We start from the raw sequence: 15,790 nt of genomic DNA on the forward strand, positions 1-15,790 counted from the left end.
TATAAGCTGGCCTTTTTTTATTTTATAGAAATATAGACGTTATAAGTCGTAATGTAGTAAGTTTTTCCTTTTAAATCGTGTTCTTTATATTGCACGGATGCTTTCGGTTTAACTACTGATACGTTGTAATGCTCAATACCGTGCAATTCGCTAATAAAGAAGTGTGTCAACGCACTAATCAATCCGTTTTTACCAGCACCCCTTGCCATCATCCAGAAGTGTTGATCAAAATAAACATCCTCATATTCATCAAACAAAAACACAAATGCTATTAAAAATTTCTGAAAGGAATTTAATTTGAAATGCCACTTTTCTATGAAAGTTACACATTTATGAATTAAATCCACATCAAAATGTAAATCATTACGGGTTAATATATCTTGCTTTAAATAATGAATAAGCATGATACGTTCCTTATTTAATACTACTGTTCCTGTTTCATATAATTCTATATATTCACTTACATACTTATGGGAAATCATATTAAATCACTTGCCGAATACTTCTTAATTTCTTTTTTATTACTTCCTTCTGGCAATAAATCTGTTAGTTGTTTAATGACTCTTTGATATGATTGATCGCGGGTATTATATAATCGGGCAACAGGTCGCTCTCTTTCATACGGCTCTGTTTTATCAGATTGTGAGAACATTTCATAGTCACCATTCTCAGATATATCTATCCACATCTCATTTAATAAAACTCGTAGTCTTGCTGCCTGAATAATTAACCCCTCAACCACTTTCAACTTACTAGGTGGGATGTCTTTAAATAATCTTTTTAAACGATTTTTTTCTTTGTTAACTAGCACCTCACGTTCATCTATGTCCGCCATAATATCACCTCGATTCAATCATATTTTTATGTTGGGTAGGGGTCCTATGCGATACTGCTCAAAAATCTGGAAAAACGACCCCCTCCTCCGGTGCCCCTTAGAGCAATTTTTGATGAAATATTTTAAGGGGGGGTGTTATTACCGAATCATTTTTACCACTTTTCATCGTTTTCCCATTTGTTTATCTTTTTTACAAATACTCTGCCATGTTCTTTATTATGACAATCCACACAGACTGTTTCTAAGTTATCTATTTCTAATGCAAGTTCTGGATGATGTTCAAGCTCTTTGATATGATGGACAACCAACTGTATCTTCTTACGCTTTGCACTCTCACTGTATTCATTGGTGTCTGTTTGTAATCGACCGTTTCGTTTACATTCCTGGCACTCATAGTTATCACGCTTCTTTACTTGCTCACGTATACTCTTCCACTCACCACTGTCATAGAACTTACGCTTCTGTTGTTTGGTTTTATATTCTTTCATCATTCATCCGTTACTAAGAACTCCTCCATTGTTTTATCGAGCAAACTAATCATCGCTTCTCTTCTTTGCTTTAGCATTGTGTTGTCTTCCATTGTACTAAAGACTGGAATTACACTCTTTATTTTCTTTTTATCAATTCGTTCACAATATCCTGCCCGACCATCATCATAAATGCACCAATTACAAACACTCGTTCCCGTTCAGTTAATTTGGTTAGATCCATCCTTCATCCTCCTTCAAAATTAGAAAAAGCACCCGAATGGATGCTTTTTCTAATTTTGACCATAGAGCATTCTCTTAATTGATTCATTACGAAGTTTATCTTGATCATTGGAAATGTTACCGTTTAGCTGAATATTTTCTCCTAATAAAAGAGGATTAATAAGTCCCTCTGTTTTTTTCTTATTTTCTTGAATTTTATTCAGTTTTGCTTCAATATCTTCAATTTTACGTTGAAGTTCATCCTTATTTTCTTTTGGATTTTTCTCTGTTGTTCCTTTAAAATCTATCACTATATTTTCTAGTTCTTCAGTTGAATTATTAATCCATTCTGACTGTTCTTCAAGAATACTTCTTAATGAAGAAATTTCATCCTTAATTGTCACTAATTCAATAATTTTCCCATCAATTTTTTCTAAGCTACTGTTTACTTGGAGACTTTGCTGTGATGATTCTTTTGCCTGAAAAAACGCATAAACCATAGCCATTATTGCTAATAATATCGAAGCAAGGCTAGAAGCGAAAGAAATCTGATCAATAAGTACTTTCCCATTAGTCGTATATCCTGTAACAAAAATAGCTATCATTCCCATTAAAAGTAACAATAATATTATTATTCCATTCCCCATAATAACCTTTTGTATGAAATTACTCTTCTCTAATTCACTCATATCATTAAATTCCCTCTCTCTTTATAAGTCTATATTAAGATTATAAGAAATGACTATTTATTTCAATATATCATCTCTCCACTAAACCTCAACTTAACGAGAAACTCACACACTATAGCTTTATAAATTAAAGTGATATTTTCATCTTTAATTACTTCTCCAAACTAAAAAAGCAACTATATGTTTGCTTTTTTAATAAGTATTAATTTATAACTCAATTACGATACATGAAGTTTTATTCTTCTTCCAATCCCCTAACGCTACATCAATCTACTTGCTCATTATTAAGTAACTAGAAGAAGAGCAAAAGCTCTCCTTAATAACAGTAACATTCAATCAGTACCATCTGCTGGTTTCGGATTTTATGTGCCGTCATTATAAAACCGTTTAGACAACATAAAGAATATAAAAGGAATTTTTATGAGTTGTGTTTTCCGCCACTTCTCACAATACAAATATATCACGCTGATTCCAAAACAATCGGCACATTTCCTGCCAAAAAACGGTCACAACTCTGCCACTCTATTTGAGTCAAACGACTTTAATATCAGAGCAGATTTAAGTAGTTGAAACAATTTAAGTACCTCTGTCTTAGTAATAGAATCGTAATCATGATACCCATGTGCAATTGAATTACGATTAAGATTTCGACATAAGTCATCTGGTATTCTAACAAATGTGTTTTTATACGTCCTAAGTACAGATAGTGCAAAAATTGTATTCAATTCTTCTTTTTCTACATCATTATCATCGTTATAATTTTCAGGTTTTATTTTATGATATAGTCTCTTCACGTTTGGTTTATGATTAACTGATACCTCATCCTTTTTTATTTTCCCCATGTACCACAATGTAAAAATGTGCTCAAATGCTGCAAAAAGCGGCATTGTGCATAATTTATAAAATCCACCTTTATACACTTCATAAGTTTCTTCAATTAAAGTTGCATGAAGTTCATATATAGGATCTTGAACTATTTCTGCTATATACGATTCAAGATTTGCATCTATATATTCCGTTAAATCCTCAGTTGTTATTTCGCCATCCAATATATTAGACATAATATCTATATCTAAGCACCAAAAATTCTTTTCATGTTCAATTAGTATGCTTTCTATTTCTTTGATTTGCTCTGCTATTGCCTCACGTATAGAATCCCAATCAATATTGTTATACACTTCTATAATTGGTTGAATTTGCTCAGCCAACTTCCTTTGTGCTTCTAGCACTGGTCTTATTTGTTCATAAGCTTTTTTTTGCGATTCTGCTATTGCATTAGCCATTCCATACAATTCTGGTTGTATCTGTTCATACATGTTTTGTCTTGCTTCTAACACTGGTCTTATTTGTTCATAAGCTTTTTTTTGTGATTCTGCTATTGCATCAGCCATTCCATACAATTCTGGTTGTATCTGTTCATACATTTTCTGACTTGCTTCTAGCACTGGTCTTATTTGTTCATAAACGTTTTTTTGTAATTCTGCTATTACATTAGCTAATTCAGAGCCTTCAAGTGTTTTAGATAAATCAAAATCTTGATTTTTTGCTTTCTTTACACCATCTTCTTCATCAGATTTCTTTTCCTCTACAAGCTCTTTTTCACTAGTTTCTAATTCGTCACTACTTGCTTTCTCTGTATCCTTCTCTTCATCAGATTTCTTTTTCTCTTCCATTAACTAACACCTCTATTTATCTAAATATTCTATCATCAAAACAATAAAGATAATACTATCTCTATTAAGTTACCCATATCTTATATTGTGTGTAACTGACCTCTTCGCTGAATCCCTTGGTATCATTGATTTCATTTAATTTTCTCTTTTGAGTTACATAGTACGAAAATTATGAGTAACTGTATAGGGATACCACCAGCATTTTGCAAAATAACCTACGCTATGCGGAAAAATAAAATAAGCTGCCCATATGGACAGCTTATTTACATAATTATCGTTATCAAAAGTAAAATTCAACTCGAAAATAGCTAATTTTATCAGTTGTTGAATGTTTGAAAAAAATTAAACCAATGATATAGTTGAGATCCTTTGGCAATTTCTTGCTGTGATGACTATCATAGTGACTTTTTCTCCAGCAACAACTATTAGTAGCTAATTACTATAAGAACTTATTTTTGAAATTTGCTATTTTTTAGAAAGTGTGTTAATTTAAGAAAGACCTATTTTTGTTTGACTTGAGATTAAGAATAGATTTTGTTTTTCGTCTAAGGTATTTGAGCAAGGGTAGTAACATATGTGTGGGTATCCACACTAGGAGGCAACAATTATGGAACAAGGTAAAGTAAAATGGTTTAATGCAGAAAAAGGTTTTGGATTCATCGAGCGTGAAGGTGGAGAAGACGTATTCGTACATTTCTCAGCTATCCAAATCGACGGTTTCAAATCTTTAGACGAAGGACAACGTGTAACGTTTGAAGTAGAAAAAGGACAACGTGGCCTACAAGCTACTAATGTTCAAAAAGCTTAATATTAGCTGATGAAAGACCCTCTTGTAGGGTCTTTTTTTATTTTATTACAATATTCCGGATACAACTTTTTCAAGGGGATTTTGGGTGCTTAACTTTTAATAAAAAAGAAGATGTTAGAAATCATAGTTTTAGCATTATGGGCTTTTTCTTTTAGTTATCTTGCAATTATATTAGGAATACCCAAAAACAGATTATATATCGTTGTAGGATTTTCAATCTTATTTGTTGGTGGAATTTTGATTGTGCATCTATTTCAAAATAAAAATAAAAATGGAAAATAATTTTGTTTGATTGTATATCTCATACATGTCTCATTATTGGTAGTTAATACATCTAGAAGTCTACAAAAATATCCTCCAGTCAATTACTCTGGAGGATATTCATATTTACATACTCACTCTTAAAAGAAGCCACACAAAATGAAACCTCTTTAGCTCCCAAAAGGCTTACTCTTATCTATTAATAACTGTACATCGTCTTGCTCCTCTACAGATTAAACGCTCGGCTTCTCTTAATGAAATTGGAACAAGTACAGCTTCATCAACATCGTCTTCTACATCAAAAACCGCAAATGCTTCCCCACCCACGATTAAAACACAAATGAATTCTACTTCTAAATCATCATGAGACCTAGGAATACAATTAGAAATAGTACAACGTTGAATACCCCCTGCTAACAATGTTCTAGCTTCTTGCTCAGATATTCGAATAAAAACAAATTCCTCTATGGCTACATTTCCAAATTCCACTTCAATTTCTACTAGAAGAAAGAATCTGTTTCTAATTCTCACTATACAATTTGCCCCAATTGAAATAATATCTTCATTCATTCTTTTCACCTCCTTTAATACTATATAATTCATAAAGAGGTGAAATGGTGTGGACAAGCAAACAAAAGAGTTGTTTTTTTTGAAATGTGAGACATCAGTTAACAACTATCATCAAAAAAACAGAAAAAACAACCTACACAACAGGAAGTTTTTTCTGTTTTTAGTCTGTATACGATATTCAAATTTAGTTAACATAACGTCTCATTATTGGTAGCAAGAAACCTTCTTTTTTTGTTCTATGGATCTATGCATTTTTTATACATTCCTATCCTAGCGAGGTTTTAGGGTTCCTATTTGTTACTGGAACTGTATAAAATCTTGCACACTCTTAACGTAGTTTTTTTCCAAAATGCTGTGATACCCCTAGACTAAAAAAGAAATAAGCAATGATTAGATTTTAAACCTAGTCATTTCTTTATCCATTGCATCTTGGTTAACACCTATATAACGTAACGTGACCTTCTCTGAAGAGTGATTGAATATCTCCATGAGTAATGCTATGTTTTTCGTTTGCATGTACATGTGATACCCATATGTTTTTCTTAACGTATGTGTTCCTATTTCATCTAACCCGAACTCTGCCGCTGCTCCGCTTAATATCTTATATGCCATGCTACGACCAATTGGACGATTATTACCTTGTCTGCTTTGCAATAAATACTCATTGTCTTGTCTTTCTATAATAAACCATTTAAGTTCTCTTTTCAGTGCTGCAGTAATTTGTATTCGTTTCTGTTTCCCTGTTTTCTTTTCCCGCATAGATATATGACTGCCTTTAACATCCCCTACTTTCGATTTCAAAATATCTGAGATTCTAAGACCTGTATTAATACCCATAATGAAGAGAATGTAATTACGTAAGCTCTTTTCCTTAAAATACTCTTTTAACTGCTGTATTTGCTCTGGATTACGTATTGGTTGAACAAAATTCATTATTCATTACCTCCATTTTCTTCTGCCTCATATACTTCTAATCTAAGAGCAAAAGCTAAATTATAAAACGCTCTAGACTTCCAACGGCGATAAGTGCGTTCAGCCATTCCAATTTCGTTATAAATCATATAATCACACACATCTTCTTCTAAATAACGCTTATTAATAATATCCCTTTGAATCTTTCCCGATCGACCATTACCTAAACGAATTAAAAACTGATTGATACGGAATGACATATCTTTTAGGTACTGTTCGCGTTCGCTACGCTTTAAATTTTCTAAAGCTACATCTTCTAATCGATTTACTACCGTATTTGTAGGACCATGATATCGCACCTCATATGAAGGTGTTACTTTCATTTCTTCCCGAACCATACCAAACTGTTTATAAATCCTTACTTCTTCAAGTAATCGTTCTAGTTTTGATTGAGTAGCTGCACGATCTATTTTAGATAAGAAAGTTAATTGATCCATATATACAAACGCTCCTTGTCTATTTTTCAAATAAAAAAGCGGACACTAAACTACAGAGCAATCTCATTAATGCTCTTTGCAGTTCAGTGTCCGCTGGTTCTTCCAGTAGGACAAAATGTGTAATTGGGATTATGATATTATCTTTTCATATTTTAGTAACTTTTTATTAACAAAGGATTATTTTGTTTAAATTCTCATAAAACACTTTTTAAATTCCTCAACATTGGTAATAGCTATATAATAAAAAAGATTAAATGTTAGGAGTGCTATAAATGTCTGATATAATTAAGCTCTGTATTGTAATAGTCGTTGCCTTATTTTTAATGTTTTCCATAATATCAGAGTTTAAAAAACCTCAAAAAGATATGTTTTGGTTCTCGATTGACGTAATGTTTCTTCTTGTAGCTTTTTTATTAATAAAAGACTATATCGTCAAACATGTAACGTAATTACCTGAATAAAAATCAATATTTCGTCAATCCTATAAATACAGTTTCTTATTCCCTTCATATCCGAGGGTTTGGCTGTTAGCTTTTGTTAGCTGCTCTTTTTATGTTTTACACGAATAAAATTCTAAGTATTTTCCGATACTATGGAAGAATTTAAAAGGTAGTTTTAAATTCTTCCACTCTTGCTCTCTTGGTCGAGAGGCGAGCAGTTAGCTTTTGTGCTAGCTGCTCTTTTGTTTCGTCCCTCCTCCTTTTTCTTAAAGACATCTTTACTCCTTCTAGAATAAAGTCAATAATTCAGCATATAATATCTATGCATCTAGATCATTACCTTTGTGTCGAGTAGTTAGACTGGGCTAGCTACTCTTTTATTTGTGACAAAATGAAAGTTTTTTAAATCATTATTATCTCCACATAATACTGTTAATTCTGCTTATACTATAGCTGTAACTTAAAGTTACATATCATTTACTTGTAGGGCCTAATTTTCTTTTGTACAACAAGTAGTTAGTTAACAAAACTAACTGCTTTGTTGTGTAAAATGTAGTTTTTATATAAAGTTTTCTCAATATCTATATTATGGAAATGAATTACCTTTTATGGTAGCGTATTGGTAATCCCATAGAGTTCTATTGTTCCATTAAAAAGGACCCATACCCCTTTTCGGGTCCTTTTTTAATGTTTTCTAATAAAATAGCGTTTTTATTAGAAATGTTTCACACTCATAAAAACATCACATATAATACCCTGTACCCCTTACCAACAAGAGGGATAGGCATTTTACCCAGAGCACTTCTATAAGTGCTCTTTTTATTTCACGATTAAATAACGATTTTATTTAAACTTGCACACACACACTAAAAACATACATACGATATAATCGTGGTCATCTTTTCAATCAATTCTTGGTCGTTGAGCGTCTTTCTTCCAAGGCGCTCTGTTTATATTCAGGATGTTATTGAGCTCACTTTACATCATTCTTTATCTCTTTCAGTTGCTCCATTTCTTTCTTTACCGATTCATCTATCATTCTTTTTTGCATGTCAGCTTTTTTGCTTTCTTCAGATCTAAACCCCAAATAGAATAAGCCCACAAGTAATAACCGAACCTACAACGCATCCTAATAAGCCCCTCCAAACGGACTGATAAATACTCCTTAATACGAGGAATTTTAAAATCTTGCTCTTTTTCTAATTGCAAACAGGTTTCATAGAAATCAACTAGAAAATCCTGGTCCTTCACAGATTGAATCTCTTTTAAAACACACTTTTCAATGTTTACATTTTTAATTGGATTGAATTTCAACTAGTTGATTAAGAACAATTCTTTTGTTTTTTGGTTGTAATTAATTTTTCCATACTCAGCAAAACGTTCTAATAGCTTCATAACAGTTTCACGGTTATATCCTGTATCAGTTTCAATGATACGAAGTGGAAGCTCATAGATTCCTGATTGAGACGTCTTACTGTTTGTCATCAAATATAAGTAGAAATACTTCTCCTCCGGTGTAAGATCTAAAACAAATGAATCCTGCCAAAATGAAACGTGTACTGGTCTATAAACTGCCATATTATTCATCCTCCCGTTTACATATCGCGAATCCGTCCTCTACACGTAATAAGCGATAATTCTTGTATCCTATTTTGAGATATTGTTTTACTAAGTAAATTAGGTGTTGCTCTGATGTTGCTTTTTGAAACACTTCAGGATTCAGCAACACTCTATGTAATGATTTGTCTAAAAGCATGTAGCACACTCCGTTGTTATACGAATGCTAATTTGATATAATTAATCCTAAGATCTTTGCAAGACCGTTTGTCTATCACTCTGCCAAGTGATAGATCTTTTTTATTTTCTACGTGTTACTAACGAAGCGTTAACTTCTCTTGCTCTTAAATCTTTAATTACTACACGATAACTCATAGACGCCTCATGTTCCTCTTTTGTATCACGAAGCATTTTAAATTCCCTTATACATCGCTCCAGCTCTTCTTCCCAGTGATTTGATTCTTCGGTTGATTCTGCATTAAACATGTTATAAATACATTCACTCATACAGTTACGAAGTTTATTAGCGAATGAGAAATCTCCTGGAAGAACTAGATCATGAAGATAATTGTTTTTATCATTCATAAATTACATCTCCTTTCTAATTAAATTAATGCTGTACGCATCGTTATAACCAGAAAGGAACATTGTAGAGGTATGGGAGGAACAATCCCTTTCTGGTCATAACGACAAGCACAGTGGCTTGTCCAAATGATTTATATAATGTTATAATTGCTTTACGATATTTTTCAGAGCTACTGTTGTCTAGACGGTAGCTTTTTTATTTACCCATTTATGCTTCAAAATAAATGATGCCTCTATAATTTTGATTCGAATCCCCAATAATTTCTTCTCTTGCTTTAACTCAACTGTTTTTGAATCTTCATTAAGTAATTCTGCTATTTTAATTTCACCAGTTAGTTTTGCATCATAACGAATTAATTCCTTATATTCTTTTAAACTAGGTTTCTTATAATCTACTGTCATTTTCCTTCCCCCTTTACAGCACCTTTGTTAAATTCATTAAGCTATCCACCGATTGAATAATAACGTTCTCCGCCATAGCCTTTTGCAACCAACTTCTTTGTATTTGTTCCATAATGCCAAAATGAACTTGTTCAAGAGCTTGAACTACACATTGAGTAGCTTGGATTGTATCGAAGATTTCTTTTGCATGAACTGCATATTCATGTTTCTTTTTTTCATCATGCTTCCATGACCTTGTTGTAACTTGTAAGTTCATGATTTCCTTTGCTGCCGCAATCCCCTCTTCGGCCTGTTTAATGTAGTTCATCAATTGTAGATTTAAATCTTGAGTTAAGCGTGGATCTGTAGGAGGTAACCCAACACCATAAATATGTTTGATTGCTTGTTGATTCAACTTTGCCCCTGTTGCATGGCACCAATCCATCGCAAGTTCAAATTCTGGTTTAGAAAGTCCAGATTCAATACGGGTTAATCTTTCATGTGTAATACCAAGGTACTTAGATAGCCCTTTCTTCGTTTTCAGCTGAACATTGTCACAACATTCTCTGGCATTCTGTAATAATTCTCCTATCGCTGAATTGCAGTATGTGCTTGTTCCCATATCTGTTCGCCTCCATATTTAGTTTTCAAATGGTTACAATGAACTTAGTACATATGTAACTTGTCTACTTTTCGTATAAAAAGAGAGGAACTATTCCTCAACGTTTGCTTTTACTTGTATCTCTTTGATGATGGCCCAACCAGCCTTGTAATATGCTTGACGGATTTTATCAATATCCTTTTGTGATTTTGGCTCAGGAGCCACAACATGGACTTTCGTTTTTCCAAATTCATAAGTCGCCGCATATTCTTCTTGTTGGCTCATGGTGTCACCTCTTGAAGTGCTTTCTATATTTGTATGCCACTAATTTGTTAGTACTGCCATATTAGTTGCTAACCATTTCAAAGCAGACCAATCATCGAAATATTAAAGCATCGGAAAACGACGAAGAATCTTAAATGCTTTCTTAAATCAAACATGTCATGACTTTCGCTACCTCAAATAGCCGTTTCTACTTCTTATATATACATTTCTCGTATATGAATTAACTATATAAGGAGGTCTAACCATGAAAACCGCAATCTACCTACGTAAGTCCCGTGCCGATCTCGAAGCTGAAGCTCGCGGCGAAGGCGAAACATTAGCAAAACACCGCACTACCCTGCTGAAAATAGCAAAGGAAATGAACTTAAATGTTCTAGCCGTCCGTGAGGAAATTGTTTCTGGTGAGAGCTTAGTGAAACGACCTGAGATGTTAGCATTGCTTGAAGAAATTGAAGATAACAAATATGATGTTGTTCTTTGTATGGATATGGACCGTTTAGGTCGTGGTGGTATGAAAGAGCAAGGAATCATTTTAGAGACGTTTAAACGCTCGAATACGAAGATTATGACACCTAGGAAGACTTATGACCTTAATGATGAGTGGGATGAAGAATATAGCGAATTTGAAGCGTTTATGGCTCGTAAGGAGTTAAAGATTATTACACGACGTATGCAACGAGGTCGTGTCGCCAGTGTAGAGGCTGGGAATTATCTAGGTACACATGCACCATTCGGATATGATATCCATCGCTTAAATAAGCGTGAACGTACTTTAACGATTAATCCAGAAGAAGCTTCAGTTGTAAGAATGATATTTGATTGGTATGCAAACGAGGATATGGGCGCTAACGCAATCCGAAGCAAATTAAATGATCTTGGCTACAAAAGTAAGCTAGGTAATGAATGGAACCCCTACAGCATCTTGGATATATTAAAAAACAATGTGTACATCGGAAAAGTGACTTGGCAAAAGAGAAAAGAAGTAAAACAGCCTGATGCCGTAAAAAGAAGTTGTGCTCGTCAAGATAAATCAGATTGGATTATTGCTGATGGCAAACATGAGCCAATCATACCGGAAAGTTTATTTGAACAAGTACAAGAAAAATTAAACTCAAGATATCACGTTCCTTACAATACGAACGGAATTAAAAATCCTCTAGCTGGCATTATTAAATGTAGTAAATGTGGTTATAGCATGGTCCAACGTTATCCGAAGAACCGAAAAGAAACGATGGATTGTAAACACCGTGGCTGTGAAAACAAATCAAGTTACACTGAATTAATTGAGAAGCGTTTACTCGAGGCATTAAAAGAATGGTACATCAATTATAAAGCTGATTTTGAAAAACATAAGCAAGATGACAAATTAAAAGAAACACAAGTTATTCAAATGAATGAAGCTGCATTACGCAAGCTTGAAAAAGAATTAGTGGATGTCCAGAAACAAAAAAATAATTTACATGATTTATTAGAACGTGGCGTTTACACAGTCGATATGTTTTTAGAACGCTCGAATGTAGTTTCTGACCGTATAACTGAAATTACTTCCACTATGGAAAACTTAAAGAAAGAAATTAAAACCGAAATTAAGAAGGAAAAAGTCAAGAAAGATACAATACCTCAAGTGGAGCATGTTCTTGATTTGTACTTTAAAACAGATGATCCCAAAAAGAAAAACAGCCTCCTAAAGTCGGTTTTAGAAAAGGCTGTTTATAAAAAGGAAAAGTGGCAAAGGCTCGATGATTTCGAACTTGTGCTTTACCCTAAGCTCCCTCAAGATGGCGACATATAAGCGTTTATGCTTTGTCGTCACCTTGTTGGTGTAATTAGATTTACTCCATTAAGCCCTAGAGCATCATTCGTCGAAACAGCCAATACGACAGGCTTGCCATTTCTTAACGTCGCTTTCGCTGCCATTAATACTGGAGAGTCTGTCATTGCATTTGCAAATTTACTCATAGAATTCCCTGTTAGTGGTGCAATTACCATACAATCTAGTGGAATTTTAGGTCCTAGTGGTTCTGCACCAACGATTGAATTAATTGCTTTAAAACCTGTTATTTCTTCAATCTTCTTAATCCACTCTGCTCCCTCTCCAAATCTAGTATTTGTTGATTGAACAGTGTAAGAAACAACAGGACGTACTTCTGCTCCCTCAGCAATTAATTTTTCTAAATGAGGCATTACTTCTTCGTACGTACAATGTGAACCTGTAAATCCGAAACCAATTCGTTTCCCCTTCAAACTCATTTCTTTTCCTCCTCCTTTGCAATTGCATCTGCTGCTAATAACTGAGAAAGAACATTTGCTAAAATTTGCCCAGCCGTTTTTGGGGCAACAATACCTGGTAATCCAGGTGCTAGCAATGCTTTGACTCCTCTTTTTTCCGCATATCTAAAGTCAGTACCGCCTGGTTTAGAAGCTAAATCAATCACTAACGTATGAGCTGGCATTTTTGCAATAACATTCGCTGTTACAACGAGATGCGGAATCGTATTAATTACAATATCGATATTTCCTACTTCTTTCTCTATGTCTTGCATATGAAAAGGAGAAAACATCATTTCTGTAATACGTGCAATATGTTCAGATCGTCTTGCTCCAACTTTGACATGGGCTCCTAATGATTGAAATGCTCTCGCAACACTCATTCCTGTTCTCCCAAATCCTAGAACCATTACATTGGACCCATGAATTGTATAGTCGGTATGTTGAATTACCATCATTAATGTACCTTCTACCGTTGGAATAGAATTGTATATTGCTACATCATCACGATCAAATAATTTAACAAGTTTTCGATTCGTAGTAGATACGAGATTTTCCAAGTAAGGTGTACCAATACCTGAATATATAGTAAAGTGTTCTGGTGTATTTTCAATTTGTTCTTTCGTTATTGAAACTTTTTCATTTGAAAAAATAGTATCTACTTCTCCTTTGGCATTTGTACCGGCAACCGGCAAAATAATTGCGTCTACAGAAGTGAAATCTAAATTTTGTATACTTTCTTTTGCTGCCCCTGTGAAACCATGATCTAACTGATCAAAACCTATCAAAGAAAGTTTCGCATCTAATTCAACTAGCTTACGAATTACTTCTAGCTGCCTTGCATCTCCTCCTATGACAGCAATATGCATCTCAGTCAACATTCCCTAATTCACCTTCTTTTTCTGTCATTTATAAGAAAAGTGCCTACTTTTTCTTTTTCCTCCACATCATATGTAATGTACGAGTTTATGGTGATTGAAAATCCAAATGCACATATGATTTATCAGGTTTCTATGTAGATACAAAAAAAGATGACCAAAATGGCCATCCTTCACTCCGAATTTGAACGATCTATACTATCACAAAGAAGCATATCGTGTCCGACTTTCTTTATTTGACTCCATGCCACTCTTACTTCTTGTGGTTCCTTTTTAAAACCTCCCCACTTCCCTACAGGTATTATAAGTGTTTGTATTTGTCCGTCTTTCTCATTAATCTCTAAATCCATATAACCTAAGGCTCCCATTTTTTCCGCTTTTTCTATATCTACAACCTCTTTACCGCTTAATTCACTTAATCGCATACTCACTCCACTCCCCTACTAAATTTTTCATTTGCATTGTCTATAATTAGTACCTATTCTATATGTATAAAAAAAATAACCTTCTCTCATTTAAAAAGAGAGAAGGTTATTTTCAGATACATCGTAAAAGTTGATTATAGTTTTATTCCTTTTGGAAGTTTTCCATCTGGACTAATTAATGCTGCAGAGAATTCATCTGTAAACATGTTACGAATTAACCCATCTACATTTTCTTTTGTTACAGTGTTTACACTTTCGATAATCTCATCAAGTGAACGATGCTTACGAAGTAGCAATTCATTTTTACCATTACGGCTCATACGACTATTCGTACTTTCTAAACTTAACATTAAGTTTCCTTTTAATTGCTCTTTACTATTAATAAGCTCTTTTTCTGTAATACCTGTATTTTTCAATGTTTCTAATGTTTCTTGCATTGTTTCATACAGTGTATCTAATTGTTGACTACCTGTTCCACCATACAGTGTTAACATACCTGTATCTTCATAAGAAGAATGGTAAGAAAATACTGAGTAAGCTAACCCACGTTGCTCACGTACTTCTTGGAATAAACGGCTACTCATACTACCGCCTAAAACGTTATTTAATACAATTAAGTTATAAATATCTTCGTGTCCCATTTGTAAGCCTTTATATCCTAAACATAAATGAGCTTGTTCTGTTTCCTTTTTACGTGCTACTTTGTTAAAATGGAAAATTGGACTATGTACTTGTTCACGGTTTGTTGTTCCTTCATAACTACCGAAATATTGCTCTACCGTTTGTAAGAAGGCTTCATCAATATTTCCTGCAACTGAAACAACTACATTTTCAGGTGTATAATGATCCTTAATATATTGGCGTAGCGTATCACCTGTAAACGTATCAAGTGTTTCTTCTGTTCCTAAAATAGGATATCCAAGCGGATGCGTTTCATATGTTGCTTTCGTTAACATATCATGCACAATATCGTCTGGAGCATCTTCGTACATTTTAATTTCTTCACATACGACATTCTTCTCTTTTTTCAATTCTTCTTCATCAAATGTTGAATTAAAGAACATGTCAGCTAATACATCTAAAGCATATTTAGCATGTTCATCTAGCACTTTTGCATAGTAACAAGTGTACTCTTTTGAAGTAAAAGCATTCACTTGCCCACCAATACTATCAAATGATTCTGCAATTTCGCGTGCACTACGTGTTTCTGTCCCTTTAAAGAACATATGCTCTAAAAAGTGAGAAATCCCGTTATTTTTTTCATTTTCATTTCTTGATCCCGCATGGATCCAAATACCAATCGCAACCGATCTTACAGTTGGTATATTCTCCATAACTATTCTTACACCATTTTTACAAGTATATTTTTTAATCAAAAACTTTCCTCCTACTGCCAGTTTCTCTAAATAAGTGCTATTATTTAATGATAACAAGTT

At 33.6% G+C, this 15,790-nt stretch carries 17 protein-coding genes and 4 pseudogenes; 2 read left to right on the forward strand and 19 right to left on the reverse strand.

Annotated features, from left to right (window positions below):
- Positions 1–110: 110 nt before the first annotated feature.
- The 6 genes and pseudogenes from MKY21_RS19065 to MKY21_RS19090 all read right to left on the reverse strand — a co-directional run.
- Positions 111–482, reverse strand: a pseudogene (locus tag MKY21_RS19065) (terminase large subunit); the annotation flags it as partial.
- The gene (locus MKY21_RS19070) at positions 479–835 is read right to left on the reverse strand and encodes a hypothetical protein (protein WP_000763335.1); all 357 of its coding nucleotides are present in this window, start codon (positions 833–835) and stop codon (positions 479–481) included. The pseudogene MKY21_RS19065 and the gene MKY21_RS19070, both read right to left, overlap by 4 nt.
- A gap of 152 nt (positions 836–987) precedes the next feature.
- The gene (locus MKY21_RS19075; protein WP_016118528.1) at positions 988–1,323 is read right to left on the reverse strand and encodes an HNH endonuclease; all 336 of its coding nucleotides are present in this window, start codon (positions 1,321–1,323) and stop codon (positions 988–990) included.
- Positions 1,323–1,546: pseudogene (locus MKY21_RS19080) on the reverse strand (hypothetical protein). Before MKY21_RS19080 ends, MKY21_RS19075 begins: the two are co-directional and overlap by 1 nt.
- Before the next feature lie 49 nt (positions 1,547–1,595).
- Positions 1,596–2,213, reverse strand: coding sequence for a hypothetical protein (locus MKY21_RS19085; RefSeq protein WP_016118529.1), 618 nt, complete (start codon positions 2,211–2,213; stop codon positions 1,596–1,598).
- A 506-nt stretch (positions 2,214–2,719) separates the two neighbouring features.
- The gene (locus MKY21_RS19090; RefSeq protein WP_326049555.1) at positions 2,720–3,886 is read right to left on the reverse strand and encodes a hypothetical protein; all 1,167 of its coding nucleotides are present in this window, start codon (positions 3,884–3,886) and stop codon (positions 2,720–2,722) included.
- Positions 3,887–4,493: 607 nt separating this feature from the next.
- On the opposite strand from MKY21_RS19090, the gene MKY21_RS19095 reads away from it, so the two are divergent.
- Positions 4,494–4,694, forward strand: a complete 201-nt coding sequence (locus MKY21_RS19095; protein WP_016118531.1) for a cold-shock protein — start codon at positions 4,494–4,496, stop codon at positions 4,692–4,694.
- A gap of 453 nt (positions 4,695–5,147) precedes the next feature.
- Here the strand turns inward: MKY21_RS19095 and MKY21_RS19100 are convergent, their stop codons facing one another.
- The 9 genes and pseudogenes from MKY21_RS19100 to MKY21_RS19140 form a co-directional block, all read right to left on the reverse strand.
- Entirely contained in the window at positions 5,148–5,525 is a 378-nt protein-coding gene (locus MKY21_RS19100; protein WP_001001282.1) for a hypothetical protein, read from the reverse strand.
- Between the two features lie 390 nt (positions 5,526–5,915).
- Positions 5,916–6,458: a site-specific integrase gene (locus MKY21_RS19105; protein ID WP_016118532.1), complete on the reverse strand. Its 543-nt coding sequence runs from the start codon at positions 6,456–6,458 to the stop codon at positions 5,916–5,918.
- Positions 6,458–6,934, reverse strand: a complete 477-nt coding sequence (locus MKY21_RS19110; protein WP_086391718.1) for an ArpU family phage packaging/lysis transcriptional regulator — start codon at positions 6,932–6,934, stop codon at positions 6,458–6,460. The genes MKY21_RS19105 and MKY21_RS19110 overlap by 1 nt, the downstream gene beginning before the upstream one ends.
- A 1,568-nt stretch (positions 6,935–8,502) precedes the next feature.
- Positions 8,503–8,952 (reverse strand): annotated as a pseudogene (locus MKY21_RS19115) (DnaD domain-containing protein); the annotation flags it as partial.
- 1 nt (position 8,953) lies between these two features.
- Entirely contained in the window at positions 8,954–9,130 is a 177-nt protein-coding gene (locus MKY21_RS19120) for a hypothetical protein (protein ID WP_170964273.1), read from the reverse strand.
- 101 nt (positions 9,131–9,231) lie between these two features.
- A complete protein-coding gene (locus MKY21_RS19125) occupies positions 9,232–9,516 on the reverse strand; it encodes a hypothetical protein (RefSeq protein WP_016118537.1) in 285 nt (94 codons plus the stop codon).
- Between the two features lie 180 nt (positions 9,517–9,696).
- Positions 9,697–9,918: a hypothetical protein gene (locus MKY21_RS19130; RefSeq protein ID WP_016118538.1), complete on the reverse strand. Its 222-nt coding sequence runs from the start codon at positions 9,916–9,918 to the stop codon at positions 9,697–9,699.
- A 13-nt stretch (positions 9,919–9,931) separates the two neighbouring features.
- Positions 9,932–10,519, reverse strand: coding sequence for a hypothetical protein (locus MKY21_RS19135; RefSeq protein ID WP_016118539.1), 588 nt, complete (start codon positions 10,517–10,519; stop codon positions 9,932–9,934).
- A 90-nt stretch (positions 10,520–10,609) separates the two neighbouring features.
- Positions 10,610–10,783, reverse strand: a complete 174-nt coding sequence (locus MKY21_RS19140; RefSeq protein WP_000082592.1) for a hypothetical protein — start codon at positions 10,781–10,783, stop codon at positions 10,610–10,612.
- A 244-nt stretch (positions 10,784–11,027) separates the two neighbouring features.
- Here MKY21_RS19140 and MKY21_RS19145 point away from each other — a divergent pair, with 244 nt between their 5' ends.
- Positions 11,028–12,575, forward strand: a complete 1,548-nt coding sequence (locus MKY21_RS19145) for a recombinase family protein (protein ID WP_016118540.1) — start codon at positions 11,028–11,030, stop codon at positions 12,573–12,575.
- Between the two features lie 32 nt (positions 12,576–12,607).
- On the opposite strand, the pseudogene dpaB reads toward MKY21_RS19145, so the two are convergent.
- The 4 genes and pseudogenes from dpaB to MKY21_RS19165 form a co-directional block, all read right to left on the reverse strand.
- Positions 12,608–13,033, reverse strand: a pseudogene (gene dpaB / locus MKY21_RS19150) (dipicolinate synthase subunit B); the annotation flags it as partial.
- Complete coding sequence (dpaA, locus tag MKY21_RS19155) at positions 13,030–13,932, reverse strand: dipicolinic acid synthetase subunit A (protein WP_000954735.1); 903 nt, start codon at positions 13,930–13,932, stop codon at positions 13,030–13,032. The gene dpaA and the pseudogene dpaB, both read right to left, overlap by 4 nt.
- 170 nt (positions 13,933–14,102) lie before the next feature.
- Positions 14,103–14,354 carry a YlmC/YmxH family sporulation protein gene (locus tag MKY21_RS19160; RefSeq protein ID WP_001239756.1) on the reverse strand — a complete coding sequence of 84 codons (252 nt, stop codon included), beginning with the start codon at positions 14,352–14,354 and terminating at the stop codon, positions 14,103–14,105.
- A gap of 134 nt (positions 14,355–14,488) precedes the next feature.
- On the reverse strand, positions 14,489–15,730 hold the full coding sequence (locus MKY21_RS19165; RefSeq protein WP_000592989.1) for a M16 family metallopeptidase: 1,242 nt from the start codon (positions 15,728–15,730) through the stop codon (positions 14,489–14,491).
- Between the last annotated feature and the right edge of the window lie 60 nt (positions 15,731–15,790).

Origin of the sequence: Bacillus sp. FSL R9-9497, from assembly GCF_038005805.1 — a bacterium.
GTDB lineage: Bacteria > Bacillota > Bacilli > Bacillales > Bacillaceae_G > Bacillus_A > Bacillus_A cereus.